Annotated in this window: 20 protein-coding genes; 8 read left to right on the top strand and 12 right to left on the bottom strand. The window is 73.6% G+C overall.

Annotated elements, in window-relative coordinates:
* Window positions 1-7: 7 nt before the first annotated feature.
* The gene (locus tag OG556_RS02855) at window positions 8-3,049 is read left to right on the top strand and encodes an FAD-binding and (Fe-S)-binding domain-containing protein (protein ID WP_371515684.1); all 3,042 of its coding nucleotides are present in this window, start codon (window positions 8-10) and stop codon (window positions 3,047-3,049) included.
* Between the two features lie 50 nt (window positions 3,050-3,099).
* Here the strand turns inward: OG556_RS02855 and OG556_RS02850 are convergent, their stop codons facing one another.
* Window positions 3,100-4,695, bottom strand: a complete 1,596-nt coding sequence (locus OG556_RS02850; protein WP_371515683.1) for a M4 family metallopeptidase — start codon at window positions 4,693-4,695, stop codon at window positions 3,100-3,102.
* Window positions 4,696-4,904: 209 nt separating this feature from the next.
* Between OG556_RS02850 and OG556_RS02845 the strand changes: the two genes are divergently transcribed.
* Window positions 4,905-6,233, top strand: a complete 1,329-nt coding sequence (locus tag OG556_RS02845) for a hypothetical protein (RefSeq protein ID WP_371515682.1) — start codon at window positions 4,905-4,907, stop codon at window positions 6,231-6,233.
* 36 nt (window positions 6,234-6,269) lie between these two features.
* On the opposite strand, the gene OG556_RS02840 is transcribed toward OG556_RS02845, so the two are convergent.
* The gene (locus OG556_RS02840) at window positions 6,270-8,426 is read right to left on the bottom strand and encodes an amino acid adenylation domain-containing protein (RefSeq protein WP_371515681.1); all 2,157 of its coding nucleotides are present in this window, start codon (window positions 8,424-8,426) and stop codon (window positions 6,270-6,272) included.
* 206 nt (window positions 8,427-8,632) lie between these two features.
* On the opposite strand from OG556_RS02840, the gene OG556_RS02835 reads away from it, so the two are divergent.
* From OG556_RS02835 to efeU, 4 genes are all read left to right on the top strand, one after another.
* The gene (locus tag OG556_RS02835) at window positions 8,633-9,457 is read left to right on the top strand and encodes an ABC transporter ATP-binding protein (RefSeq protein WP_371515680.1); all 825 of its coding nucleotides are present in this window, start codon (window positions 8,633-8,635) and stop codon (window positions 9,455-9,457) included.
* A 209-nt stretch (window positions 9,458-9,666) separates the two neighbouring features.
* Window positions 9,667-10,815, top strand: coding sequence for an iron uptake system protein EfeO (gene efeO, locus OG556_RS02830; protein ID WP_371515679.1), 1,149 nt, complete (start codon window positions 9,667-9,669; stop codon window positions 10,813-10,815).
* A 106-nt stretch (window positions 10,816-10,921) separates the two neighbouring features.
* The gene (gene efeB, locus OG556_RS02825) at window positions 10,922-12,253 is read left to right on the top strand and encodes an iron uptake transporter deferrochelatase/peroxidase subunit (RefSeq protein WP_371515678.1); all 1,332 of its coding nucleotides are present in this window, start codon (window positions 10,922-10,924) and stop codon (window positions 12,251-12,253) included.
* A 35-nt stretch (window positions 12,254-12,288) separates the two neighbouring features.
* Window positions 12,289-13,122 (top strand): iron uptake transporter permease EfeU, encoded by an 834-nt coding sequence (efeU, locus tag OG556_RS02820; RefSeq protein ID WP_371515677.1) that lies wholly within the window; start codon window positions 12,289-12,291, stop codon window positions 13,120-13,122.
* Between the two features lie 68 nt (window positions 13,123-13,190).
* Here the strand turns inward: efeU and OG556_RS02815 are convergent, their stop codons facing one another.
* From OG556_RS02815 to OG556_RS02795, 5 genes are all read right to left on the bottom strand, one after another.
* Window positions 13,191-13,463: a hypothetical protein gene (locus OG556_RS02815; protein ID WP_371515676.1), complete on the bottom strand. Its 273-nt coding sequence runs from the start codon at window positions 13,461-13,463 to the stop codon at window positions 13,191-13,193.
* Window positions 13,464-13,608: 145 nt separating this feature from the next.
* Window positions 13,609-16,173 (bottom strand): ABC transporter permease, encoded by a 2,565-nt coding sequence (locus OG556_RS02810; RefSeq protein WP_371515675.1) that lies wholly within the window; start codon window positions 16,171-16,173, stop codon window positions 13,609-13,611.
* 58 nt (window positions 16,174-16,231) lie between these two features.
* On the bottom strand, window positions 16,232-17,002 hold the full coding sequence (locus OG556_RS02805) for an ABC transporter ATP-binding protein (protein WP_371515674.1): 771 nt from the start codon (window positions 17,000-17,002) through the stop codon (window positions 16,232-16,234).
* A 194-nt stretch (window positions 17,003-17,196) separates the two neighbouring features.
* The gene (locus OG556_RS02800) at window positions 17,197-19,341 is read right to left on the bottom strand and encodes a restriction endonuclease (RefSeq protein ID WP_371515673.1); all 2,145 of its coding nucleotides are present in this window, start codon (window positions 19,339-19,341) and stop codon (window positions 17,197-17,199) included.
* 136 nt (window positions 19,342-19,477) lie between these two features.
* Window positions 19,478-20,161, bottom strand: a complete 684-nt coding sequence (locus tag OG556_RS02795; RefSeq protein ID WP_371515672.1) for a maleylpyruvate isomerase N-terminal domain-containing protein — start codon at window positions 20,159-20,161, stop codon at window positions 19,478-19,480.
* Window positions 20,162-20,263: 102 nt separating this feature from the next.
* On the opposite strand from OG556_RS02795, the gene OG556_RS02790 reads away from it, so the two are divergent.
* Entirely contained in the window at window positions 20,264-21,202 is a 939-nt protein-coding gene (locus OG556_RS02790) for a DUF2797 domain-containing protein (RefSeq protein ID WP_371515671.1), read from the top strand.
* 52 nt (window positions 21,203-21,254) lie between these two features.
* Here OG556_RS02790 and OG556_RS02785 read toward each other — a convergent pair whose 3' ends face one another.
* From OG556_RS02785 to OG556_RS02770, 4 genes are all read right to left on the bottom strand, one after another.
* Entirely contained in the window at window positions 21,255-21,563 is a 309-nt protein-coding gene (locus tag OG556_RS02785) for a hypothetical protein (protein WP_371515670.1), read from the bottom strand.
* A 326-nt stretch (window positions 21,564-21,889) separates the two neighbouring features.
* A complete protein-coding gene (locus tag OG556_RS02780) occupies window positions 21,890-22,627 on the bottom strand; it encodes a succinate dehydrogenase/fumarate reductase iron-sulfur subunit (RefSeq protein ID WP_363372913.1) in 738 nt (245 codons plus the stop codon).
* Window positions 22,624-24,567, bottom strand: a complete 1,944-nt coding sequence (locus OG556_RS02775; protein ID WP_371515669.1) for a fumarate reductase/succinate dehydrogenase flavoprotein subunit — start codon at window positions 24,565-24,567, stop codon at window positions 22,624-22,626. The genes OG556_RS02780 and OG556_RS02775 overlap by 4 nt, the downstream gene beginning before the upstream one ends.
* On the bottom strand, window positions 24,564-25,268 hold the full coding sequence (locus tag OG556_RS02770) for a succinate dehydrogenase cytochrome b subunit (protein ID WP_371515668.1): 705 nt from the start codon (window positions 25,266-25,268) through the stop codon (window positions 24,564-24,566). Before OG556_RS02770 ends, OG556_RS02775 begins: the two co-directional genes overlap by 4 nt.
* A gap of 96 nt (window positions 25,269-25,364) precedes the next feature.
* Between OG556_RS02770 and OG556_RS02765 the strand changes: the two genes are divergently transcribed.
* On the top strand, window positions 25,365-26,285 hold the full coding sequence (locus OG556_RS02765) for a LysR family transcriptional regulator (RefSeq protein WP_371515667.1): 921 nt from the start codon (window positions 25,365-25,367) through the stop codon (window positions 26,283-26,285).
* Window positions 26,286-26,328: 43 nt separating this feature from the next.
* Here OG556_RS02765 and OG556_RS02760 read toward each other — a convergent pair whose 3' ends face one another.
* Window positions 26,329-26,817: a glutathione peroxidase gene (locus OG556_RS02760; protein ID WP_371515666.1), complete on the bottom strand. Its 489-nt coding sequence runs from the start codon at window positions 26,815-26,817 to the stop codon at window positions 26,329-26,331.
* Between the last annotated feature and the right edge of the window lie 6 nt (window positions 26,818-26,823).

Here is a 26,823-nt window from a genome sequence, read left to right as displayed (position 1 = left end):
ACCGGACATGACAGCGAGCAGTTCCGACGCCTCGACGGCCGGCCGCGGCCCCGAGCGCGCCGACCGACCCGAGAGCGGCAGCCGCGACGGCGACACCCGCGCACTGGAGCACCGGCTCCGCCGCGACCTCGACGGCGAGGTCCGCTTCGACGACTACACCCGGCACCTGTACTCCCGGGACGCGAGCATGTACGCGATCACCCCGGTCGGCGTGGTCCTGCCCCGGCACGCCGACGACGTCCAGGCCGCGGTCGCCGCGGCGGCCGAACACGGCGTACCGCTGGTGCCACGCGGCGCGGGCACCAGCCTCGCGGGGCAGACCGTGGGGCCCGGGCTCGTCCTGGACCTGTCCCGCCATCTGAACCGCATCGTGGAACTGGACCCCGAGGCCCGTACCGCCCTGGTGGAACCCGGTGTCGTCCAGGCCCAACTGAACCGCGCGGCAGCGCCGTCGGGCCTGGTGTTCGGCCCCGACACCTCCACCGCCAACCGGGCCACCATCGGCGGCATGATCGGCAACAACTCGGGCGGCAGCGGATCGCTGCGCCACGGGATGACCATCGACCACGTCCGGGAGCTCGACGTCGTGCTCTCCGACGCCAGCCGGGCCCACCTCGCCCCGGTCGACGCGGCGGAGCACCGCCGCCGGGCCGCCCTGCCGACCCTCGAAGGCGCCGTCTACCGTGAACTCCCGCGGATCGTCCGGGCCAACGCCCGGGCCATCGCCGAGGGCACGCCGGAGTTCTGGCGCCGCTCCGGCGGGTACCGCCTGGAACGGCTCCTCCGCGAGGCCGCGGTGGGCGCCGTGGGCGCGATGGGCGCCGTGGACGCCGAGGAGGCCCCCTTCGACCTCGCCAAGTTCGTCGTCGGCTCGGAGGGCACCCTGGTCATCGCCACCAGGGCGCTGGTCGACCTGGTGCCCAGGCCCGCGCACACGGTCATCGCCGTCGGCCACTTCACCTCCGTCGCCGGGGCCGTCGACGCGACCGAGGACGCCCTCGCCTGCGAACCCGCCGCGGTGGAGCTGATGGACCGGACGATCCTCGAACTCTCCCGGCGGAAGATCGAGTACGCCCCGCTCGGCGGCATCCTGGAGGGCGATCCCGGGGCGCTGCTGTTCGTCAGCTTCAGCGGGGACGACGAGGGCGAACTGCGCGGCCGGCTCCAGCGGCTGACCGCCCGGTGGGCCCGGCACGGCCACGGCTACCACACCCTGCACGCGGTGACCGCGAAGCAGCAGGAGGCCCTGCTCAAGGTCCGCTCGGCCGGCCTCGGCCTGCTGATGGCCGCCGGCGAGGGCACCCGCCGCCCGCTCGCCTTCGTCGAGGACACCGCCGTCGACCCGGTCCACCTCGCCGACTACACCCGCCGCTTCCAGGAGGTGCTGGACCGGCACGGCCTGGCGGCCGGCTTCTACGGGCACTGCTCGGTCGGCTGCCTGCACATCCGCCCCTTCGTGGACCTGACCGATCCCGCCCAGGTGACGACCATGCGGGCGGTCGCGGAGGAGATCCGGGACCTGGTCACCGAGTACGGCGGCGTCAACTCCAGCGAGCACGGCGACGGCCTGGCCCGCAGCGAGTTCAACCCGCTGCTCTTCGGGCGGGACCTCTACGAGGCGATGCGCGGGACGAAGCGGCTCTTCGACCCCCGGAACCTCCTCAATCCCGGCAAGATCGTCGACGCCCCCGCCATGACGGACCACCTGCGGGACCCGGCCCTGCCGCCCGCGCCCGAACTGCGCACCCGGCTCTCCTTCGAGGTGCTCGGCGGCATGCGCGGGGCGGCCGACCGGTGCATGAACATCGGGCTGTGCCGCAAGAGCGCCACCGGCACGATGTGCCCCTCCTACATGGCCACCCGGGAGGAGGAGCACTCCACCCGCGGCCGCGCCAACGCCCTGGTGAAGGCACTCTCCGAGCCGGACCCCCGGCAGGCGCTGGGGGACGAGCGCCTGCACGGGATCCTCGACCTCTGCCTGATGTGCAAGGCGTGCAAGAGCGAGTGCCCGCTCGGCGTCGACATGGCCACGCTCAAGGCCGAGACCCTCTCCCACCACCACGACCTGCACGGGGTGCCGCTCAGGTCCCGGGTGTTCGGCGCGATCCGTCTGCTCAACCGGCTCGGCTCGGCCACCGCGCCGCTCTCCAACCTCCCGGGGCGCAGCCGGTTCGTCCGCCGGCTGCTGGAACGGAGGCTGGGCATCACCGGTGCCAGGCCGCTGCCGGCCTTCGCGCGGCACAACCTGCTGCGGTGGTTCCGGCAGCACGAGGGCGCGGCCCCGTCGGCCCCCCTCGGCGAGGTGACCTTCCTGGCCGACTCCTTCACCACCTACACCGAGCCGGCCATCGGCCGCGCCGCCGTCGAACTGCTGGAACTGGCCGGTTGGCGGGTCCGGTTGGCGGCGCAGGGCTGCTGCGGTCGCGCGAGCCTGTCCAAGGGGCTGCTGGACGACGCCAAGCGGCAGTCGGCCGACTTCGCCCGGGCCATCGCCGCGACGGCCGCCCCGGACTCACCGGTCACCGGCTGCGAGCCGTCCTGCCTGATGACGCTGCGGGACGAACACCTGGCCCTGCACCCGGACGACCCGGTGGTCAGGGACCTCGCGGGCCGGGTCCGGCAGGTGGAGGAACTGCTCACCGAGGCGATCGACGCCGGACGCCTGCGCCTGAGCCCCGCGGCCTGGCCGGCCGGTCGCCGGCTGCTCTACCACGGCCACTGCCACCAGAAGGCCGAGGTCGGTACGGCCGCCACCGTGGCCCTGCTCAACCGCATCCCCGGCGTCGAGGTGGTCGAACTGGACGCCGGCTGCTGCGGGATGGCGGGCTCCTTCGGCTTCGAGAGCGAGCACTACGAGGTGTCCATGACCGTGGGCAACGACCGGCTCTTCCCCGCCGTCGACGCCGAACCGGCGGACACCGTGATCGTCGCCACCGGTGCGTCCTGTCGCCAGCAGATCCTCCACGGGACGGAGCGTCACGCCTGGCACCCCGTCCAGCTCGTCCGCGAGGCCCTGTTGACCGGCGCCGCAGCCGCCCCGTCCGGCTGAGCGGGAGCGCGGCGGCCCGGGTCACCCGGGCCGCCGCGCCGGACCGCGCGTCAGTTGACGTTGACGCCGCTCCAGGCCGCCGCGACGGCCTTGTACTCGGTGCTGTTGAGGCCGTACAGGTCCTTGGCCGCGCTCAGGGAGGCGGTGCGGGCGCCCTTGTAGGTGGTGGTGGAGGTCATGTAGACGGTCAGCGCGCGGTACCAGATCTTGGCGACCTTCTGGTTGCCGATGCCGGCCACCGTGGAGTTGTTGCAGGTGGGGCTGTTGTAGGTGTAGCCGTTGATGGTCTTGCTGCCGCTGCCCTCACTGGCCAGGTAGAACCAGTGGTTGCCGACGCCCGAGGAGTTGTGCACGTCGAGCTTGCCGACCGAGCTGCTCCAGCAGTCCGCCGACCGGCCGTCGAGCGAGGGCTTGTCGAAGCGGCGCAGCCACGGCGGGGTGGACTGGTCGCTGAACAGGTAGTCGGGGGTGTCCACCTTGTTGTTGGCGTACCACTCCACCATGGTGCCGAAGATGTCGCTGGTGGACTCGTTGAGGCCGCCGGACTCGCCGCTGTAGCGCAGGTTGGCGGTGGCGCTGGTGACGCCGTGGGTCATCTCGTGGCCCATGGTGTCGAGGTCGACCTGCTCGGGGTCGGTGCTGCCGTCGCCGTCGCCGGTCATCATGCAGAAGCAGCTGTCGGACCACTGGGCGTTGTCCCAGTTGGTGCCGACGTGGACGAAGACGGTGGCGCCCTTGCCGTCGTTCTTGATGCCGTTCCGGCCGAAGGTGTTCTTGTAGTAGTCGTACGTCCAGGCGGTGTTGGCGTGGGCGTCGACGGCGGCGGTGGAGCGGTCGGTGGAGAACTTCTTCCCGTCGCCCCAGACGTTGGTGGCGCTGGTGAACGCGGTGCCGGAGCCGGCCTTGAGCGCGCTCGCCGCGACGTTGTTGGCGTCCTTGGTGACGTGGCCGCGGACCGAGTCCTTGAGGGTGTAGCCGCCGCCGCTCTGGGCGGTGGTGTCGATCGTGATGTCGCCGGTGTACTCGGAGTGGCCGGTGCCGGAGGCCTGGTGCTCGGCGTCGTAGGTCTCGATCTGCTCGCCGGTGGTGGCGTCGGTGACGACCACCTTGCCGGCCGGCTGGCCGTGCTCGCCGGTGCCCTCGACGGTGGTGCGCCAGGCGAGCCGGGGCGTGCCGTCGGCGGCCCAGACGACCAGTTCGGGCGTGCTGGTGGCGTCCTGGACGCCGGGCGCGGCCGCGAGCGCGCCGGCGGCGCCGGCCTGCGCGGGCACCTTCGGGACGGTGGACCCGACGGCGGCGTCGTGGGCGGCCGCGCGGGAGGAGTCCTTGAGCCGGCCGCGGGCGTCCTGGTGGACGACCAGGTCACCGCCGACCACCGGCAGGCCCTGGTAGGTGCGGTCGAAGCGGACGTGCTGGGTGCCGTCGGCGTCGAGGACGACGTCCTTGACCACGAGGTCCTGGCCGGCGCCGAAGCCGAACACCCCCGCGTTGTGGGTGACGTTGGCGCGGGCCTGGGATATCGCGGCCTCCCTCGTGCCGGTGGCGGCGGAGGCCGTGCCGGTGGGGACGGCGACGGCGACGAGGGCGGCGACGACCGCGATGGATCCGGCCGCGAGGGGGCGGCGGGAGGAGGAGGTGGGGCTCACTCTGACTCCAGTCGGGGTAGCTGCAGGGAAAAGAGCTGCGACCGACATTGACGGCGATCAGTCAGATAGAGCTAGAGGAATGGTCATATCTTTGCCAAGTTGTGTCCTGTTCAAATCAAAAGTGAGCAGAAATCAACACCCGTGCCGCATATGGCCGATCGCGTTCCGACGCATGACGCACGACCTGACGAGGCCCTAGGCTCGCCCCCATGGACGGATGGGTGGGGGCCTGGACCGGCGGTCGGGCGGCGGTCCACGTGGGCAACGTCGCGGACTTCAACGAGCAGTTCTTCGCCCCGGGCATGGACGCCCCCCAGCGCGCCCGACGGCTGCGGCAGGCCCACCACTACGCCTGCCTGGCCACCTGCTACAGCCCCGAACCCGCGCTGCTGGTGCTGCCCGCCGAGCTCGGCCCGGAGTGGACCGACTGGCTGGCCCGGGAGCTGGAGTGGGGCCCGGTGGAGGTGCACGGCGGCGTCGCGCCCGAGCGGACGGTCGCCCGGGCGCTCGCCGAACGGCCGGCCCTGGCCGCGCGGATCGCCGCCCTCGGCGGGCCGGTGGTCGCCTGGGGCCGCACCGCCGCCCAGGGCGAGGGCCCCGAACTGGCCGCGGTGCACCGCTACGAGTCCAAGGCGGCGGCCCACGACCTGTTCGCCGAACTCGCCCCCGACCACCCGGGCGTCGTCGTCCCCCGGCAGGAACGCCCGGCGGGCCGGGGCCGGGCGGCCCGCCGGCTGACCGCCCGCGCCGCCCGGGGGCTGACCACCGTGCTGAAGAGCCCGCATGGCGTCGGCGGCTACGGCACCGTCGTGGTGGAGCCGGCCGATCTGTTCGCCGCCGGCGGCGGCCGGGCCCTGCTGCGGCGCCTGGTCCGCTCCGAACTCCTGCCCGCCCAGGGCGCCCTGCTGCTGGAGGAGCACGTCGACCCGGGCCCGGCCGCCCGGCTGCGCGACCTCACCTACGACGCGCTGGTCGGCCCCGACGGAGCCGTCCACCCGGTGGGCGCCGGCGACATGCACGTCGCCGGCACCCGCTACCAGGGCGTCACCGTCGGCCCCGACGTGGTGCCCCGGGGCGCCGCCGGGACGGCCCGCCGGTTCGCCCTCGCGGTGGGGGAGCGGCTGGCCGCCGAGGGCTACCGAGGCTGGTACGACGTGGACTTCGTCACCGACCGGCAGCGCCGGCTCGCCCCCACCGAGATCAACCTGCGGCTCACCGGCCCGGCCGTGGCCTTCATGCTGCGGGCCCGCCTCGACCAGGTGCGGGGCCCGGGCCACCTCGTCCGCACCCTGGACGCGATGCCGCTCGGCGCCCGGCTCGCCCCGGGCGCGCTGCACGACCACCTCGACCGGCTGCGGACGCGCTGCGCCCGGCTCGACGTCACCCTCCTGCCGTTGATCCCGACGGCGGGCCACGACCCGGAGCCCGCCGTCGGCCTCGCCCTCGCCGGGCCGAGCACCGAGGCGCTGGACGCCGCGCAGGCGCTGCTCACGGCCGCGCACCACGGGCTGGCCGGGATGTTCGAGGCGCTGCGCTGACCGGCCTCCACCCCGACCGCTGCCGCCGAGCGGACGTCACCGCCGGTCGGTCGGCCGCCGGATCAGGAAGACCAGCACCACCAGCGCGGCCGCCATCAGCGGCACGTTGAAGGTGAACACCATCGCCGTCTCGCGCGGCCAGTCGGTCGCGTCGGTGAGCCGATACAGGTTGTCCTGCGGCCACCAGGAGGCCAGCAGCCACACCACCGAGAGGTAGGTGAGCAGGGAGAGCCGGTACGACCGCCCCTGCCGCAGCACCGCCGGGAAGCCGAAGAAGAGGAAGGCCACCCCGGCGCCGAAGGCGAGGTTCTCGCACAGGTAGAGCAGTTCGAACCAGAAGTGGTACGCGTCGGGCACCGCCCCGAGCTGCGTCGCGCCGGGGAAGAAGAGGTCGGTGCTGACCCAGGCCATGAGCGAGAAGAACACCGCGCAGCCGAACACCAGACAGCCCGGCAGGTCCGACGTGCCGCCGCGCCCGCCCCCGGCCTTGCCGCCGCCGCCCTTCCCCGCGCGCGACCCCGCCTTCGCCGATCCGGCGGCGGTGTGCTTCGGCGGGGCCGGCAGCGGCAGCGCGGCGCGGTCCAGCTTTCCGGCCCGGGTGCGCGGCAGCTCCGGCACCGGGACGACGGCCTCGGGCGCGTCGCCGACGGGCAGTTCGGCCGCCAGGTACTGGGAGAGCGACCAGCCGTCCGCCCCGTCCGCGTCCGGCGCGGTCACCGCGTACCCGACCAGGCTGCGCCGGCCCGGCCGCAGCTCCAGCTCCACCACGACCGCCTCCCGGACCGCCGGGTGGGCGCGCAGCCGGCCCTCGGCCCGGGCCGCCGCCGCGACCCGGGAGACCACTGCGGCCTTGCGGGCGAAGGGGACCGGCCCGACCACGTGCGCGGCCCGGCCGAGGAACTCCAGGACGCCGTCGTCCCGGAGCCGGCCGATGTCCCCGGTCAGCAGCACCCGGCCGTCCGGGTCGAAGTCCGCCCGGACGAACCGGTGGCGGGTGTCGTCGGCCCGGTCGAGGTAGCCCCGGCCGAGGCCGCCGCCCGCGATCGCGATCTCGCCGGCCTGCCCCGGCGGCACCGGGGTGCCGTCCGGGCCGACCACGTACACCCGGGTGCCGGGGAACGGCCGGCCGACCAGGGAGACCCGCTCGCCGTCCTCGGTGGCCGCCGTGCCCCGCGCGTCGAAGTAGGTGCTGTCCACGCCGGCCTCGGCGAGGCCGTACACGTTGAGCACCCTGGTCCCGTCGCCGAGCAGCCGTTGGAGGCCCAACTGCTCGTCCAGGTACCACTTCTCGGCGCCGACGGTGAGCAGCCGCACACCGGGCAGCGGCGTACCGGCCAGGGGTTCGCCTGCCCGTGGCTCGCCCGTCCGTGGCTCGCCGCTCCGGGCGAGGTGGGCGGCCAGCCGGCGCGCGAGGCGGGCGTTCAGCTCCAGGACGGTGATCCCTTCGGCGGCCACCAGGGCGGGCAGGCCGGCGAGGTCGGCGGTGCGGTCCAGGGTGAGGTTGCGCGGGGCGACCACCAGGGTGGCGCCGGAGCCCAGCGCGCGGACCCAGTCGGCGGTGAAGACGTCGAACTCCAGGCTCGACGTCTGCAGGATCCGGTCCGCCGGGGACAGGCCGTACACCTCGCGCCAACCCCGGTACGCGGACAGCAGGTTGCGGTGCTCGACCAGGGCCCCGGTGGGCAGGCCGGTGGAGCCCGAGGTGTAGAGGACGCAGGCGAGGTCCGCCGGGCCGGTGGGCGCCTCCGGCGGGCCGGACGGTGCTTCGGCGAGGTCGGCCGTGTCCAGGCAGACGATCTTCGCCGGGCCCGCGTCGGTGAGCCGCACCCGGTGGCTCTCCTCGGTCACCACCAGGTCCGGGGCGGCGTCGGCCAGGACGTGCCGCAGCAGCGCGTCCGGCGCGCTCGGCTCCAGCGGCACGTACGCGGCGCCCGCCTTCAGCACCGCGAGCAGCGCGACGTACACCTGCGTGCCGCGGCCCAGGGCCACCGCCGCCCGGCCGCCCGGGGCCAGGCCGCGCGCCGCCAGGTGGCGGGCCAGGGCGTCGGCCCGCGCGTCCAGTTCCCCGTACGTCAGCTCGGCGTCGCCGCAGCGGACGGCCACCGCCTGCGGTGCCTGCCGGGCCCGCAGTTCGACCAGCCCGTGCAGCGTGTCGGCCGCCCGGTCCTCGGCCGCTTCCCCGTCGGTCGGCATCGGCGCTCCCCTCGTCCCCTCCGAATCCCCCGATCATCCTCCCAACTCCCGCCGGGCGACAGGGTTCTGGAGCGTCCACTCCTCGGACGGCCCGGACCCGCGCGCGGCGACGGTTGTACTCTGCACGCAGACGGTCGGCGCCGGCCCGTCCGGTACGGCGCCTCGCCCGCGCCCTGTCCGGCGCCGCACCTCGGAGGTCCGCCCCCATGAGCTCGTCCGTCCCGTCCTTCGACGGCCCGCTGCTGCGCACCCAGGACGTGGACGTCGTACGCGACGGCCGCCACCTGCTGCGCGGGATCACCCTCGCCATCGAGCCGGGCGAGCACTGGGCGCTGCTCGGCCCCAACGGTGCCGGGAAGTCGACCCTGCTCGCCCTGCTCGGCGCGGTCTCCCACCCCACCCGGGGCGAGGTGGACGTGCTCGGCCGCCGGCTCGGCCGGGTGGACATCCGCGAGCTGCGCGCCCACCTCGGGCACGTCAACCCCCGGCACCCGCTGCGCTCGCCGCTGAGCGTGCGCGAGGTGGTGCTCACCGGGCACACCAACACCATCGAGCCGGAGTTGCACCGCAAGCCGGGCCCCGAGGCGCTGGAGCGGGCCGAGCAGCTGATCGAGACGCTCGGCATGGGCGCGATCGCCGAGTCGGCGTGGACCACCCTGTCCCAGGGCGAGCGCGGCCGGGCCCTGATCGCCCGCGCGCTGATGCCGAGCCCCCGCCTGCTGCTGCTCGACGAGCCCGCCACCGGGCTGGACCTGACCGCCCGAGAGCTGCTGCTGGACAGCCTGGACCTGCTGCGCCACCAGCACCCGGAGCTGGCCAGCGTGCTGGTCACCCACCACCTGGAGGAGCTGCCGGAGAGCACCACCCACGCCCTGCTGCTGCGGGACGGGGAGTGCGTGGCGGCCGGGCCGGTGGACGAGGTGATGACCACCGAGCTGATCAGTGTGACCTTCGGCCACCCGATCCGGATCAGCCGGCACGAGGGCCGGTGGACGGCCCGGGCGGCCGCGCGCCGTACGCCGGGGCGCTGACGGATCCCGGTCGGGGTATGGCCGGGGCGGGCAGGGGGGGGCGGGCCGGGCGTCGGCCCGCTTCCGGCGGGGGGCGGGTATGGACGTAAAAAAGTTTTTACGTAAGGTATGCCTTAGCTAAGGCGGGGTTGTCGCTGGTTCGGCGCCCCCACCGGTGCTCAGCCCTGCCCCGCCCTGGCACACCCATGCCCTTTTCCGTTGGAGCCCGCATGTCCGCCCGTCGCCGTTCCACCGCAGCCGCGCTGCTCACCCTCGCCGTGGCGACCGCCACCCTGGCGGGCTGTGCGGCGAAGAAGGACGACAAGGCGGGCGGCGCGGACGCGGTCAAGATCAACGCGACCGACACCGCCTGCGAGGTCTCCAAGACCAGCTTCCCGGCCGGCCACGTCGTCCTGGACATCAGCAACAAGGGCGGCAAGACCACCGAGGTCTACGTCTACGGTGCCGGCGACAAGATCATCACCGAGCGCGAGAACATCGGCCCCGGCACCAAGGCCACCATCAACGCCGAGATCAAGGCCGGCTCCTACGAGATCGCCTGCAAGCCCGGTATGGTCGGCGACGGCATCCGCCAGAAGATCACCGTGACCGGCGAGGGCGCCAGTGCCGCCGCCGCCGACCCGCGCCTGACCGCCGCCGTCGACGCGTACCGCACGTACGCCCAGCAGCAGGCCGACGCCACCATCCCGGCCGTCGAGGCCTTCGCCGCCGCGATCAAGGCCGGCGACGTGGAGAAGGCCAAGTCGCTGTACGCGCCGTCGCGCACCGGCTGGGAGCGCACCGAGCCGGTCGCCGAGAGCTTCGGCGACGTCGACCCCAAGACCGACACCCGCGAGGACAAGCTGGAGGCCGGCCAGGAGTGGACCGGCTGGCACAAGCTGGAGAAGTCGCTCTGGGCCGACGCCAGGATCGGCGACGACGAGAAGAAGCTCGCCGACCAGCTGGTCAACGACCTCAAGGACTGGCAGAAGAAGATCCCCGAGGCCGAGATCACCGCGACCAGCATGGCCAACGGCGCCAAGGAGCTGCTGGACGAGGTCGCCACCAACAAGATCACCGGCGAGGAGGACCGCTACAGCCACACCGACCTGGCCGACTTCCAGGCCAACGTCGAGGGCGCGCAGAAGGCCTACGAGCTGCTGAAGCCGGTCGCCGCCGAGAAGGACCCGGAGCTGTCCAAGACCCTGGACTCCGAGTTCACCGCGATCCAGGCCCTGCTCGCCAAGTACAAGCAGGCCGACGGCACCTTCACCTCCTACGACAAGGTCACCGAGGCCGAGCGCAAGACCTTCTCCGACGCGGTCAACTCGCTGGGCGAGCCGCTGTCGAAGCTGGCCGCCGCCGTGGTCGTCAAGTAACGACCGCAGCCCACCCGAGCACCGTCCCCACCCCACCGACGCCGTGGCGGCCCGAAGCGGCCGCCACGGCATCGGCGAGTCAGCACAGAGAAGGATCCGCCCGCCGATGGACGCCGAGAACGCCAAGGGCACCGAGAACCCCGAGAACCCCGAGGGCGCCGCGAACGCCCCGGCCGCTGCCGCCGGTGGTGCCGGGGGCGCCGTCAGCCGACGGGCCGTGATCGGCTGGGCCGGCGCGGGCGTCGCGCTCGGCGCCGCCGCCGTCGGCTCGGTCGCCGCCGCCACCCGGCAGGACGACCCCGCCCCGGCCCCGGCCGCCCAGACCGGTGCCGAGGTGCCCTTCTACGGCGAGAACCAGTCCGGCATCGCCACCCCGGTCCAGGACCGCCTGCACTTCGCCGCCTTCGACGTCTCCGAGAAGGCGACCCGCGAGTCGCTGGTCAAGATGCTCAAGGAGTGGACCAAGGCCGCCGCCGCGATGACCGGCGGCCGCGAGGTCGGCACCGGCGCCGCCGACGGCCTGCCCGAGGCACCGCCGGACGACACCGGCGAGGCCCTCGGCCTGCCCGCCTCCCGGCTCACCCTCACCATCGGCTTCGGCCCCACCCTGTTCGACCGGGACGGCGTCGACCGCTTCGGCCTCGGCGCCAAGCGCCCCGAGGCCCTGATCGACCTGCCGAACTTCAAGGGCGACAAGCTCGACCCGCTGCGCAGCGGCGGCGACCTCTGCGTCCAGGCCTGCGCCGACGACCCCCAGGTCGCCGTGCACGCGATCCGCAACCTGGCCCGGATCGGCATGGGCACCGTCAACATCCGCTGGTCCCAGCTCGGCTTCGGCAAGACCTCCTCCAGCACCCCGGACGCCCAGACCCCGCGCAACCTGCTCGGCTTCAAGGACGGCACCCACAACATCGCGGGCACCGACGGCGCCGGGCTGGCCGAGCACGTCTGGGCCGCCCCCGGCGACGGCCCCGAGTGGATGACCGGCGGCTCCTACCTGGTCGCCCGGCGGATCCGGATGCACATCGAGACCTGGGACCGCGCCTCGCTCAAGGACCAGGAGGACACCTTCGGCCGCACCAAGGGCGAGGGCGCCCCCTACGGCAAGGCCAAGGAGCACGACGCGCCGGACCTCAAGGCGATGCCCGCCGGCTCGCACGTCGCCCTGGCCCACCCGGACGCCAACAACGGCCTGATGATCCTGCGCCGCGGCTTCTCCTTCACCGACGGCACCGACGGCCTCGGCCGCCTGGACGCCGGCCTGTTCTTCCTCGCCTACCAGCGCGACACCCGCAAGGCCTTCGTGCCGCTCCAGCAGCGGCTCGCGGCCGGCGACAAGCTCAACGAGTACATCCAGCACGTCGGTTCCGCCCACTTCGCCTGCCCGGCGGGCGTCCGCAAGCCCGGGGAGTGGTGGGGCCAAGCGCTCTTCGGCTGATCCCCCGCCCCGTTCAACCCCCCGAGGAGAGTGCCGTGTTCGGCAACTACCTGATCGGCCTGCGCGAAGGCCTCGAAGCCAGCCTGGTCGTCTGCATCCTGATCGCCTACCTGGTCAAGACCGGCCGCAGGGACAAGCTGCCGCCGGTGTGGATCGGCGTCGCCTCCGCCGTGGTGCTCAGCATGGCCTTCGGCGCCGTGCTGCAGTTCGGCTCGTCGCAGCTCACCTTCGAGGCCCAGGAGGCGCTGGGCGGCTCGCTGTCGATCATCTCGGTCGGGCTGGTCACCTGGATGGTGTTCTGGATGCGCCGCACCGCCCGGCACCTGAAGACCGAACTGCACGGCAAGCTGGACGTGGCCATCGCCATGGGCACCACGGCCCTGGTGGTCACCTGCTTCCTGGCGGTCGGCCGCGAGGGCCTGGAGACCGCGCTGTTCATCTGGTCGGCGGTGCAGGCCACCAACGACGGCTACAACCCGCTGATCGGCGCCGCCCTCGGCCTGCTCACCTCGGTGGTGCTCGGCTGGCTGTTCTACCGCGGCGCGCTGAAGATCAACCTGGCCAAGTTCTTCACCTGGACCGGCGCGATGCTGGTGGTCGTCGCGGCCGGCGTGCTCGCCTACGGCGTGCACGACCTCCAGGAGGCCGGCTGGCTGCCCGGCCTGCACAGCGTGGCCTTCGACATCAGCAGCACCATCCCCAAGGACAGCTGGTACGGCACCCTGCTCAAGGGCGTGTTCAACTTCCAGCCGGACCCGACGGTGCTGCAGCTCGTGGTCTGGCTGCTCTACCTGGTGCCGACCCTCGCCGTGTTCTTCGGCCTGTTCGGCGGCAAGGCGAAGCCCGTCGCCGCCAAGCCGGCCGCCTGACCCCTCCGTCCGGCGAACCGCCCCGCCCCGTCCGGCACCCGCCGGGCGGGGCGGTGTCGTGTGCGGCGCTACCCCCCGTACAGGCAGAGGAAGACGATGAAGGCGACCAGCCCGACGGCCGCGGCGATCCACGGGCCCGGCGCGAACTCCTGCCGGACGTACCCGGCGTCGTGCGTCTGCGACAGGTGCTCGGAGGCCTTCGCCTGCGCGTTGAACGTCGCCGATCTGCGGTAGCCGCAGCTCTCGCAGACCACGCGCCGGGTGTTGTTCCGCCTCGAGACGACCTTCACCGCGTGCTGGTGCCCGTGCGGGTCCTCGCCCGTGAACCGGCTGGTCTCCATGCCTTGGCCCCCTTCGCCTCGCCCCTGTGCGCGCGAGCATCCTTGCACGCACCACCGACAGCCGTACCCCGGTGGGACCGGGATACGCCGGAGCCCCGGACGGTCGAGGACCGTTCCGGGGCTCCGGCGCGCTTGCGGGGGGCGCCTACTCGCTCTTGATCGCGCCCAGGATGTCCATCCGGGCGGCCCGGTGGGCCGGCCAGAGGGCGGCCAGCAGGCCGATCACCGCGGCCGCGACGAGGAAGCCGACGATCTGCAGCGGCGGCACCACGGTGGTCATGTTCTTGAACGAGTCCGCCATCGTGCGGTTGCCCGCCCAGGCCACCAGGATCCCGAGCCCGATCCCGACCGCGCCGCCGAACAGCGCGATCAGCAGCGACTCCAGCCGGACCATCCGGCGGATGCCGATCCGGTCCAGGCCGATCGCCCGCAGCATGCCGATCTCCCGGCGCCGCTCGAACACCGACATCGCCATGGTGTTGACCACACCGAGCACCGCGATCACCACGGACATCCCGAGCAGCCCGTACATCATGTTCAGCATGTCGGTGACCAGCTTGCGGCTCTCCGCCTTGATGTCCTTCTCGCCCTTGACCGCGATCAGCGGGTTGCCGCCGGTCGCGTCGCGCAGCGCCTGCTTCAGCTTCTCGTCCGCACCGTGGACGCCCTTCACCAGGACCTTGTCCGGGCCGGCGCCGGGCAGCGCGTGCGGGCCCACCACGTTGTCCGGGGCGACGATGCCGGCCAGCGCGGTGTTGGCCTCCAGCACGGCGCCGATGGTGAGCGAGCCCTTGGTCTTGTCCGGGTAGGTGACCGCGAGGGTGTCGCCGACCTTGTAGTGGTTGCGCTCGGCGGTGCCCGAGCTGACCATCAGCCGGCCCTGCTTGAGGGCGTCCGCCGAACCGTCCTTGACCTTGACGGTGGCCAGCTGGTCGATGGTCGCGGCGTCGACGGCCGTCAGCCACTCGCTGTCGGAATCTCCCTCGCCGGTCTCCACCGGGACGCTGCGCGTCACGCTCATCGCGCTGACGCCGGGCGCCTTGGCGATCTGGCCGGCGACGTCGGGGGAGAGCATCGAGCCGTTCTGCATGGCGACCGTGAAGTCGGCCTTGAGGTCGTCCGCGGTGGCCGCGTCGACGGCCTTGTTCACCGAGGCGCCGACCACGGTCAGCGCGGTGATCAGGGTGACGCCGATGGTCAGCGCCGAGGCGGTGGCCGCCGTCCGGCGCGGGTTGCGGATCGCGTTCTCCTGGGCCAGCTTGCCCGGCGTGCCGTAGACCTTGCGCAGCAGCGGGGCGAACAGCGCGATCAGCGGCCGGGCCAGCAGCGGGGTCAGCACGAACACGCCGATCAGCAGGGCGCCCGCGCCGAGGCCGACCAGCTTGACCTCCTTGCCGCCCGCACCGGCGGCCAGGGCGCCCGCGCCGGCCAGCGTGAACAGCAGGCCGATCGTGTTGCGGATCCGCAGGCTCTTCTGGGTGGCCGGCTGCTCGACCGAGCTCATCGCGGCCACCGGCGCGATCCGGGAAGCGCGGCGGGCGGGCAGCCAGGCCGCCAGCACGGTCACCAGGACGCCGACGCCGATCGAGGCGATCACCGTGGAGGGGCTGACCACCAGCGGGCCGTCCGGGAGGTTGGCGTCCACCGGGCCGTTCAGCAGCGCCTGCAGCCCGGCGGCGATGCCGACGCCGGCGAGCAGACCGGCCACCGAGGCGGTCAGGCCGACGAGCAGCGCCTCGACCAGCACCGAGCGGGTGATCTGCTTGCGGCTGGCACCGACGGCGCGCAGCAGGGCGAGCTCCTTGGTGCGCTGGGCGACCAGCATGGTGAAGGTGTTGGCGATGATGAAGATCCCGACGAACAGCGCGATGGCCGCGAAGCCCATCAGGAAGGTGCTCAGGACCTTGGTGCCCTGGGCGATCATCCGGTCCTGCTCCTCGGCGAGCGAGCGTCCGGTCTTGGCCACGATCGAGTCGTCCTGCGGGACGGCCTGCTTGACGGCGGCGAGCAGCGCGGTGTCGTCCGCGCCCGGCTTGCCCTTGACGTCGAGCTCGGCGTAGCGGCCCGGGTTGAGGTAGAGCTGCTGGGCGGTGGCGGTGTCGAAGGCGGCGAGCGAGCCGCCGGCCAGCACGCGCGGGTCGTTGGTGTGCAGGGTGCCGGTGAGCTTGAGCTCCATCACCGGGCCGTTGACGGCCACCCGGACGGTGTCGCCGACCTTGTAGCCGCCCTTCTCGGCGGTCTTGGCGTCCAGCGCGATCTCACCCGAGGTGCGCGGGCCGCGCCCGTCGACCAGCGGGTAGCGCGGGTCGGTGCCGTCGGCGCCCGGCACGTAGTTGGTGCCGGTGGTGGAGAAGCCGTCGCCGATCAGCGCGCCCTTCTTGTCGGCGATGCCGGCGAAGCCGCTGACCACGCCGCGCGCCTCGGCGGCGCCGGGCAGCGCCGCGACGGCCTTGCGGGTGTCCTCGGTGAGGGCCGCGCCGGAGGAGGTCCGGCCGGTGTGGTCGTAGCCCCGGCCGACGGCGTCGCGGTCGCTGACCGTGACGGCGATGTCGGTGTAGCTCTTGGAGCTCTGGGTCCTGAGCGCGTTGCCGAGGGTGTCGGTGAAGACGAGCGCGCCGGAGACGAAGGCGGTGCCGAGCAGCACGGCGAGCATCGTCATGAGGAGTCGGCCCTTGTGGGCCAGCACGTTGCGCAAAGCGGTGCGGTACATGAGGGGGTGTCAGTCCTGGGGGTTCTCGAAGGTCGGGGGCGCCGGGGCCAGGGCGTGTCTAGCTGGTGCGGCCCTTGGCGTCGAAGCGGCGCATGCGGTCCAGGACGGTGTCGGCGGTGGGGTGGTGGAGTTCGTCGACGATGCGGCCGTCGGCGAGGAAGACGACGCGGTCGGCGTAGGAGGCGGCGACGGGGTCGTGGGTGACCATGACGACGGTCTGGCCGAGTTCGCGGACGGAGTTGCGCAGGAAGGAGAGGATCTCGGCGCCGGAGCGGGAGTCGAGGTTTCCGGTGGGTTCGTCGGCGAAGATGATGTCGGGCTTGCCGGCGAGGGCGCGGGCGCAGGCGACGCGTTGCTGCTGGCCGCCGGAGAGCTGGGAGGGGCGGTGGCTGAGGCGGCCGGAGAGGCCGACGGTGTCGACGACGCGGTCGAGCCAGGCCTTGTCGACCTTGCGGCCGGCGATGTCCATCGGGAGGGTGATGTTCTCCAGGGCGGTGAGGGTGGGGAGCAGGTTGAAGGCCTGGAAGACGAAGCCGATGTGGTCGCGGCGGATCTGGGTGAGCTGCTTGTCCTTGAGGCCGACGAGTTCGGTGTCGCCGATGGTGGTGGAGCCGGAGCTGATGGTGTCGAGGCCGGCCATGCAGTGCATGAGGGTGGACTTGCCGGAGCCGGAGGGGCCCATGATGGCGGTGAACTGGCCCTGCGGGAAGTCGACGCTGACGTTGTCGAGGGCCACGACGCGGGTCTCCCCGTCCCCGTAGACCTTGTTGAGGCCGGTGGCGCGGGCGGCCGCCAGGCCGGTACGGACGGCGGTTGCGGGGGTCGTCACGGGGGTGCTCCTGAGGGCGGGAACGGACAATCGGGTTCCGTTCCATCCTCCCAATCCGTTCGAGCGCGATGCGTATGTCCCGAGGAGGGGCGACCCCCGCCGTCTCGGCGGCTCGGCGGGGGTCTTCTCCTCCTCAGGTATGACACCGATCCCTGAGGACCATGGTCCCCGTACTACGGACGATGGTCCCCGTGCTACTCCACCGCGACGCCGAACGCGCCCGCCAGCCCGAGCAGACCGTTCGTCACCGAGCGGCCCGACGGGCTGAACTGCCAACCGCCGCCCGCACGCTGGAACGAACCCATGAGCATCGCGCTGTCCGGCACGCCGCCGGTGCCGGCCGCCCACTCCGCCGGACCGGCCGCGCCCGGACCGTACGTCGCCGCCAGGGCGACACCGTGCACGTAGCCGAGCGGCAGGGCCCGCGGCTCCTCCTCCTCGGTGGAGACGGCGACCACCACCTCGTCCACCGTGGCCGCCAGCCGCTCCAGGTCCAGGGTCAGCCGGACCGCCCGGGCCGGCTCGCCCGGCACCGAGTGGGTGGGGTGCAGCCGCACGGCGCCGTCCGGGTCCTGCGGGTTGTTGAAGAACACGAAGTGCTCGTCGCTCAGCACCCGCCCGGCGGCGCACAGGAACGCGGTGACGTCCAGCTCCACCGCGTCGCCGCCGGCCGTCCGGCTCTGCCAGCTGACCGTCAGGCTGCTGTGACGGTCCGTCGGCGCGGCCGCCGGTGCGGGCTTCTCCTGTTCCGCGGAGCCGCCGCCGAGCCGCCCCCGCAGCCCCTGCTCGGCCAGCAGCTCCACCAGCTCCGGCCCGCTGACCAGCGTCAGCGGCTTCCCCTCGATGTAGCTGTACGAGCCGCGGCCGAAGCCGGCGGTGGTCACCAGGATGCCCTTGTTCGCCCCGTGGTGCCGGACGGTCGACTCCAGGTCGCGCACGGCCGTCGGGGACACCGTCTTGCGGTAGCGCTTGGCCTGGATCACGATCTTGCCGCCGGTCACCGGGTCCAGGTCCTCGGCGACCACGTCCACCCCGACGTCGCCGCTGCGGGCCGTGGTCATCACCCGGAAGCCGCGCAGCCGGAACAGCTCGGCGATCAGCTCCTCGAACTCGATCGGGTCCATCTCGAACAGGTCCGGGTCGCCGTCGCCGCCGTGCCCGGCCAGGCTCCCGCCGACCGTCTCCGGCAGCCGGTCCGGCCGCACCTCGTCCAGCCGCTCCGGGCGCGCCGACAGCTTGCCGCCCAGGCCCTGGAAGCAGTCCACCGGCGCCACCCGGTCCAGCGCCAGCCCGGCGAACTCGGCCCGGGAGGCGGTCAGGGTGGACAGGAAGCGCTCCGCCTCCCGGCCGGTCGCCGGGTCGATGCCCAGGACGAAGCCGTTCAGCACCACCGAGTCCAGCATCCCGTCCCGGTCCGCCCGGAACAGCTCCGCCGCCAGCCGCAGCGCCGACTGCGCCAGCACCTCCCGGTACAGCGCCTTGCGCTCCGTCGCGGGGCGGGCCACCTCCGCCTCGCGGTCGTCCGTCTTCACGTACCGCACCCGGCCGGCGGCCGGCACCACGTCCGGACCGGGCAGCTCCCAGTTCACCACCAGCTGCCGGGTCGACGCCTCCCAGGCCGCCACCAGCCGGTGCGGGAAGCCCTCCGGCCAGGCCGCCGAGGCGTACAGGCCGGCGGTGAAGTACTCCTGCACCGCCTCCGGCTCGCCCGCGCGCAGCCGCCGCAGCAACTCCTCGGTACGGGCGGCGCGGTCCTCGTCCTGGCGGCGGAACTGCGCCGCCCAGGCCAGGTACTCCTGGTGGTACACGGCCAGCCGGCGCTGCCGGTCGGCCTCCTGCGCCTGGGCGGCGTACCAGTCCTGCTCGAACCGGGCCCGGGCCTGCGCCAGGTACTGCTCGTACTGCCGCCGCACCCCCGGATTGCGCGCCTGCACCTGGTCCGGCGGCGGCACGTGGTACTTCGGGCCGGCCTGGTCGGGCAGCTCCACCGGCCGGCCCAGCGGGCCCGGGTCGAACGGCGGCACCGGGCGCGGCGCCAGCAGCGCCTGCGGGCCGAACGCCGGCGCCGCCAGCCCGGCGGCCAGCAGCCCGCGCAACTCCTCGACCCGGGAGTCCAGTTCGGCCGTCAGCCGGGCCGCCTCCGCCTCCCGGGACTGCTGGTAGGCCCGCTGCGCCTCCCGCTCGTTGCGGGCCGTCGCCCGCTGCTCGTCCCGCTGCTCGCGCTCCAGCCGGCGCTGCTGCGCCGCCTCGGCACGCCAGCGGGCCTCCTCCCGGCGCTGCTGCTGCCGCTGCGCCTCCGCCCAGATCGCCAGCACTCCGTCGTTCCGCCGCCCCGCCACCGTCCACCCCTTCATTGCACGCCGGACCGGTCGCGCCGCCCGCCTCCCGGCCGCGCCGCCAACCGCGCCCGCAACAATAGAACGTGAACACCCCACCGGGCCAAGCCCCGCGAGCAGCACGGCCGCACTGCACCGGTCAGTGCACCTGGGCCGCGTCCTCGGGCCGGGCGTACCAGCGCCAGTCGGTGCGCAGCGGTCGGCCGGGCAGCGCGGTGCGGCCGGTGGCCCACAGGAGGGTCGGCCAGGGGGCGTCGGCGGGGGTGACGGGGACGTCGGGGAAGAGGCGGGCGAGGACGCGGCGGCAGAGCTCGGCCGGGGGGTCCCAGGGCAGGCCGAGGCCCTGGGCGACGTCGTGCAGGTGCACCAGCGTCTCGACCAGGCTCATCGCGACGAACCCGGCCGGGTCGGCGACGCCCCACGGGTGGTAGGCGCGGACCTCGGGCGCGGCGGCGCGGGCGATCGCGACCATCAGCCCGCCGCTCGCCTCCAGCACCTCGACCAGCCCGTCGGGCCCGCTCGCGCGGTCGGCGCGGACGAAGTTGTTCGGCCCGCCGGGGAAGCGGCGCTCGGTGGCGAAGGGGACGTAGCGCTCGCGCGGCGGGGCGGCCGGGCCGAGCTGGGCGGCGTAGGCGAGCAGGTCGTCGGCGAGGTGCTCGACGGTGGTCCAGCAGTCCCAGGCGACCGTCCCGGCAGGCCGGGACCAGTCGGCGTCCGCGGGCGCCCCGCGCAGGGTGGCGGCGGCGAGCCGGAGGACGAGCGCGAGGTCGTCGGCGGTGACGGGGGAGTGGGCGGCGGGCTGGGCGGCGGGCTCGGGCGTCATGGTCGCGGAGGCTAGCAGGGGGCACTGTCAGCGGGAGCACTGTCAGGGGTGGCGGGTACTCTGCACTGGTTCGAGGCACTGGTTCGCGAGGGAGGGATGCCCGTGACGATCGCACCGCAGCACCACCCGGACCGGCCCGCCGGCTGGGTCTCCACCGGGCTGAGCTGGCACGAGGGCCGCGCCCTGCTCGGCGCCGTGCGTGGCGGTCAGGCGCACGAGCGGGCCGTCACGCCCGGCGCGGAGGTCGGCTGGTTGCTGGGCGGGCCGCGCCGCTGCACCGGCGCCTGGCTGGCCGGGGCGACGGAGCGCACCCCGTGCCCGCACCACGCGGTGATCGCGCCGGACGGCGCCGCGGTGCAGTGCCCGGCCTGCCAGAGCGTCGACCGCGGCCTGGCCCTCGCCCGGGACCAGATCCTCGACGACGGCCGGACGTACCTGCTCTACCTCGCCTGGTTCGGCGACGGCCTGCTGAAGGTCGGCCTGACCGCCGAGCAGCGTGGCGACAGCCGACTGCTCGAACAGGGCGCACTGGCCTACGCGTTCACCGCCCGGGGCGGGCTTCCGGCCATCCGTCGCGCCGAACTCACCGTCGCCGCCTCCGGGTTGGCGCGTGAGCGGTTCAAGGCCAGGCTGAAGACCGAGCACTGGTGGGCGCACGGCGACGAGCCGTACCGCCGGGCCGTGCTGGCCGAGGCCCGGGCCCAGGCGCACCGCCTGCTGGCCGGCCACGCGCTGGAACTGCTCGCCGAGCGCCCGGTGGTCGACCACGTGGCGCGGTTCGGGCTGTCCGAGGGCGCCCCGGAGGCGTACCGGCAGGTCGGCGGGCTGGCCGACGGCGCGGTGATCGCGGGCACCCTGCGGCCGCCGGTGGGCCGGCACCTCTTCCTGGACCAGGCCGACGGCTCGGGGCCGCTGCTGCTGGACACCCGGCTGCTCACCGGCTGGACGCTCGCGCCCGTCTCCGGCCGTCCGACGTCCGGGGTGGCCCTGGAGGAGCGGGTCCGCCCGCCGGAGCCGGACACCCAGGAGGCGCTCTTCTAGAGCGGATCCGGGGCAGCGGGAGTGGTTCCCCGTGGGCGGTGGGGCTGCGGGCTCAGCCCAGTTTGCTGCGCACCCCGCCCGGGCCGGAGTGGGCCCGGCGGGACAGCGGCGGCCGCGACGGGCGGACGTCGGCGCGCGCGGCGGGCTCGCCCTCGGTGACGGCGGTGCGCCGGGCGAGCGCGGCCCGGGCGGCGGCCAGGGCCACGCGGGTGAGCAGCGGGTCCTCCTGGACGCCGGCGGACCGTTTGGCCGCCTGGCAGTGCGAGCACCAGATCGGGGAGGCGGGCCCGTCCGGGTACGCCATGCTCTCGGGCGGAAGGTAGTGTGCGCCGCACTCGACGCACTCGAAGACGAGCCTCATCCGGCGATCACCGTCCCGGATCCGTGGCACCGACCGCAGGGCGACCAGAAGGTGTGGATCCTCGGCACCATGCTCCCTTCCTCGTCCCGCTCGACCGTGGCTTCGGTCTTCTGGGTCCCCCCGGACCCGCCGCAACCGGAACAGGACTGAACCTCGGGCATATGCCGTCCTTCCGTAGCGGAGCACCACGGTAGCGCGAATTCCCGGGTGCGGGCGCGGGACCTGACGATCCACCACCCCTCGGGGGAGCGTGCGAATGCCCCGCACGCCCCACTTCACGCCGTCGGCCCCGCGCCCGGGGGCGCGGGGCCGGTCGGAGCCGCCCGTCAGCCGCGCGCGGCCCGCAGGAACTCGCGGTTCATCGCGGCGATGCTGGGCAGCGGGATGCCCTTGGGGCAGGCGGTGGCGCACTCGCCGGTGTTGGTGCAGCCGCCGAAGCCCTCGGCGTCCATGGCCGTGACCATGTCCCGCACCCGGGAGGCGCGCTCCGGCGCGCCCTGGGGGAGCACGTTGAGGTGGACCACCTTGGCGGAGGTGAACAGCATCGCCGAGCCGTTCGGGCAGGCCGCCACGCAGGCGCCGCAGCCGATGCACTCGGCGTGCTCGAAGGCGGTGTCGGCGGCCTCCTTGGGGACGGGCGTGGCGTGCGCGTCGGGGGCGCTGCCGGTGGGGGCGGAGATGTAGCCGCCGGAGCCGATGATCCGGTCGAACGCGGAGCGGTCCACCACCAGGTCCTTGACCACCGGGAAGGCCGCCGCCCGCCACGGCTCGACGTCGATGGTGTCGCCGTCCCGGAAGTGCCGCATGTGCAGCTGGCAGGTGGTGGTCCGCTCGGGGCCGTGGGCCTGGCCGTTGATGACCATGCCGCAGGCGCCGCAGATGCCCTCGCGGCAGTCGTGGTCGAAGGCGACGGGCTGGTCCCCGCTGGTGATCAGCTCCTCGTTGAGGCTGTCGAGCATCTCCAGGAAGGACATGTCGGGGCTGATGCCGCCGACCTGGTAGGTCGTCATCGACCCGGGGGCGTCCGGGCCCGGCTGGCGCCAGATGCGCAGGGTGAGGTTCATGCGTAGCTCCGCTGGGTGGGGTGGACGTACGCGAAGTCGAGGGCCTCGCGGTGGAGGACGGGGGCGGTGCCGGTGCCGGTGAACTCCCAGGCGGCGGCGTAGCCGTACTCCTCGTCGCGCCGGGCGGCCTCGCCGTCGGGCGTCTGGCTCTCGGTGCGGAAGTGGCCGCCGCAGGACTCGGCGCGGTGCAGGGCGTCCAGGCACATGAGTTCGGCGAGCTCGAAGTAGTCGACGAGCCGGTTGGCCTTCTCCAGCGACTGGTTGAGCTCCTGCCCGGTGCCGGGCACCTTGATCCGGCGCCAGAACTCCTCGCGCAGCTGCGGGATCCGGGCCAGGGCCCGGCGCAGTCCGGCCTCGTCGCGGGCCATCCCGCACTCGTCCCAGAGGAGTTCGCCGAGTTCGCGGTGGAAGGAGTCGGGGGTGCGGTCGCCGTCCACCGCGAGGATGAGGTTCAGCCGGTCCCCGACCTCGGCCTCGGCCTCGGTGACCGCCGGGTGGTCGGCGGGGACGGCCGGCAGCGGGTTGCGGGCCAGGTAGTCGTTCAGGGTGGGCGGCAGGACGAAGTAGCCGTCGGCGAGGCCCTGCATGAGCGCGCTGGCGCCGAGCCGGTTGGCGCCGTGGTCGGAGAAGTTGGCCTCCCCGACGGCGAACAGGCCGGGGACGGTGGTCTGCAGGTCGTAGTCGACCCAGAGTCCGCCCATCGTGTAGTGGATCGCGGGGTAGATCCGCATCGGCACCCGGTACGGGTCCTCGGCGGTGATCCGCTCGTACATGTCGAACAGGTTGCCGTACTTGGCGGCGACGGCGTCCCGGCCCAGCCGGCGGATGGCGTCGGCGAAGTCCAGGTAGACGCCCTGCCCGCCGGGGCCGACGCCGCGGCCCTCGTCGCAGACGTTCTTGGCGGCCCGGGAGGCGATGTCGCGCGGCACCAGGTTGCCGAAGGCCGGGTAGATCCGCTCCAGGTAGTAGTCCCGCTCGTCCTCGGGGATCTCGGCCGGCGGCCGGGTGTCGCCCTGGGCCCTGGGCACCCAGATCCGGCCGTCGTTGCGCAGCGACTCGCTCATCAGGGTGAGCTTGGACTGGTGGTCGCCGGAGCGCGGGATGCAGGTGGGGTGGATCTGGGTGAAGCACGGGTTGGCGAAGTGGGCGCCGCGCCGGTGGGCCCGCCAGATCGCGGTGGCGTTGGAGTTCTTGGCGTTGGTGGAGAGGTAGAAGACGTTGCCGTAGCCGCCGCTGGCGAGAACCACGGCGTCGGCGGTGTACGTGCTGATCGCGCCGGTGACCAGGTCGCGGGCGACGATGCCGCGCGCCCGGCCGTCGACGACCAGCAGGTCGAGCATCTCGGTGCGCGGGTGGATCTCCACGTTCCCGGCGGCGATCTGCCGGGACAGCGCCTGGTAGGCGCCGAGCAGCAGCTGCTGGCCGGTCTGGCCGCGCGCGTAGAAGGTGCGGGAGACCTGAACGCCGCCGAAGGAGCGGGTGTCCAGCAGGCCGCCGTACTCGCGGGCGAACGGGACGCCCTGGGCGACGCACTGGTCGATGATCTCGACCGACACCTGGGCGAGCCGGTGCACGTTGGACTCGCGGGCGCGGAAGTCGCCGCCCTTGACGGTGTCGTAGAAGAGCCGGCGGATCGAGTCGCCGTCGTTGCGGTAGTTCTTGGCCGCGTTGATGCCGCCCTGGGCGGCGATCGAGTGGGCGCGCCTCGGGGAGTCCTGGAAGCAGAACTGGACGACGTGGTAGCCCTGTTCGGCCAGCGTGGCGCCGGCCGCGCCGCCCGCCAGGCCGGTGCCGACCACGATCACGGTGTGCTTGCGCCGGTTGGCCGGGTTGACCAGCTTGGCCTCGAACCGCCGCTGGTCCCAGCGCTGTTCGATCGGCCCGGCGGGGGCCTTGGTGTCGGCGACGGGCTCGCCGACGGTGTAGTCCAGGTAGCTCATTTGACGACTCCGAACATCACGGCCACGGGGACGGACAGGAAGCCGGCGGTCAGCACGAGCGCCAGGCCGTTGGCGGTCAGCTTGAGCGCCCGGTCCCGGCGGGCGTTGTTGGCACCGAGGGTCTGCGCGGCGCTCCAGAAGCCGTGCCGGATGTGCAGGCCGGCGGCGAGCATCGCGACGATGTAGATCAGGCAGCTGTACCACTGGCCGAAGGAGGCCACGATGTTCTGGTACGGGCGGCCGTGTTCGGCGGCGGGGTTCACGGTCAGCGTGGTCAGGTCGAGGATGTGCCAGACGATGAACAGCGCCAGGATCACCCCGCCCCAGCGCATGGTCCGGGTCGCGTAGCTCGCCCGGCGGCGCTTGTGGACGTACTTGCTCGGCCGGGCGGCGAGGTCGCGGCGGCTGAGCTGGTAGGCCGAGACGCCGTGCAGCACGACGGCGGCCAGCAGGCCGAAGCGGGCGATCCACAGGAACCACTCGTGGCCCAGGAACGGCTGGCCGATGGTGCGCAGCCAGGCCGCGTAGCCGTTGATGTCGTCCGGGCCGGCGAACACCTTGAGGTTGCCCAGCATGTGCGCGACCAGGTAGAGCAGCATGGCCAGGCCGGTGACGGCCATGACCGCCTTCTTGCCGACGGTCGACCGCCAGAGCGTCGCCAGGGTGGACGGATGCCGGGCCGTCCGAGTCGCGGTTGTCATGGCTGCAACGGTAAGGACGAACGCCAGGGTGCGTCCAAGACATGCTACGGCTCGTGACAATAGCCCTGGCCTATCGATGCGGCCTATCCTGGCCGGGTGCAGCTCCAGCAACTCCGCTACTTCCTGGCCGTCGCCGAGACCCGCCACTTCACCCGGGCCGCCGAGGCGGCACACGTCGCCCAGCCCTCGCTCTCCCAGCAGATCCGTTCACTGGAACGGGAGTTGGGCGCCGAGCTGTTCCACCGCACCCGGGGCAACATCGCCCTGACCGACGCCGGGGAGGCGCTGCTGCCGCTGGCCCGCCGCATCCTCGCGGACACCGAGAGCGCCCGGCTGGCCGTCCAGGAGACGGTCCAGCTGCGCCGCGGCCGGGTGCGGCTGGGGGCGCCGCCGAGCCTGTGCACCAGCCTGGTGCCGGACGTGCTGCGGGTGTTCCGGGACCGCCACCCGGGGGTGGCGCTGGCGGTCCGGGAGGGCGGCTCGCGCGACCTGGTCCGCTCGCTGGCGGCGGGGGAGCTGGACCTCGCGCTGATCATCACCCCGCCGAGCGGGGAGGCCGCACCGGCGCTGGCCGTCACCGAGCTGTTGCACGAGGAGCTGGTGCTGGTCTCCGCCGAGCGGCAGACCCGGCGCAAGGCGCGGGTGGCGGAGCTGCGGGGCCGCCCGCTGGTGATGTTCCGGGAGGGCTACGACGTCCGGGAGGCGACGTTGGCGGCCTGCCGGGCGGCCGGCTTCGAGCCGGAGTTCGCGGTGGAGGGCGGCGAGATGGACGCGGTCCTCGGCTTCGTCCGGGCCGGACTCGGGCCCGCGGTCGTCCCCGGCATGGTCGCGGCCCGCTCGGGCCTCGCGGTCACACCCTTCGCCGGGCCGGGCCTGGGCCGCACCATCGCCGTCGCCCACGGCCACGAAGTGCCACTCACCCGCGCCGCAGAGGCCCTGCGCACGACCCTGCTGGCACATCTGCACCACGCCGCCGGCTCCGGCGAACTCCCCCCGGGGACCCGCCTGTTGCTCTGACGGGGAGGGCCGCCGGACGCGACCCTCCCCACCGGCGGGCGGATCAGGCCGGGAGGACGGCCTCGATTGCGGCGGTCAGCTCGTCCGACTCCGGCTCGATGCGCGGCCGCAGGCGGGCGGCGACGGTGCCGTCGGGGGAGATCAGGAACTTCTCGAAGTTCCAGGCGACGTCCCCGGTCTCGCCCTCGGCGTCGGCGGCCTGGGTCAGCTGCCGGTACAGCGGGTGCCGGTCGTCGCCGTTGACGTCGATCTTCTCGAACAGCGGGAAGGTGACGCCGTAGGTGGTGGAGCAGAAGGTCTGGATCTCCTCGGCGCTGCCCGGCTCCTGCCCGGCGAACTGGTTGCAGGGGAAGCCCAGCACGGTGAACCCGCGTGCGGCGTACCGCTGCTGGAGCTTCTCCAGGCCGGTGTACTGCGGGGTCAGGCCGCACTTGGAGGCGACGTTGACGATCAGCAGCGCCTTGCCCTTGTACTCGGCCAGCGAGGTGCGCTCGCCGGTGAGGGTGTGCAGCGGGATGTCGTACAGGCTCACGGGGGT

The organism is Kitasatospora sp. NBC_01300 (assembly GCF_041435235.1).
In the GTDB taxonomy this organism is placed as follows: Bacteria; Actinomycetota; Actinomycetes; order Streptomycetales; family Streptomycetaceae; genus Kitasatospora.
This window is presented reverse-complemented; position numbering and strand designations above follow the sequence as displayed.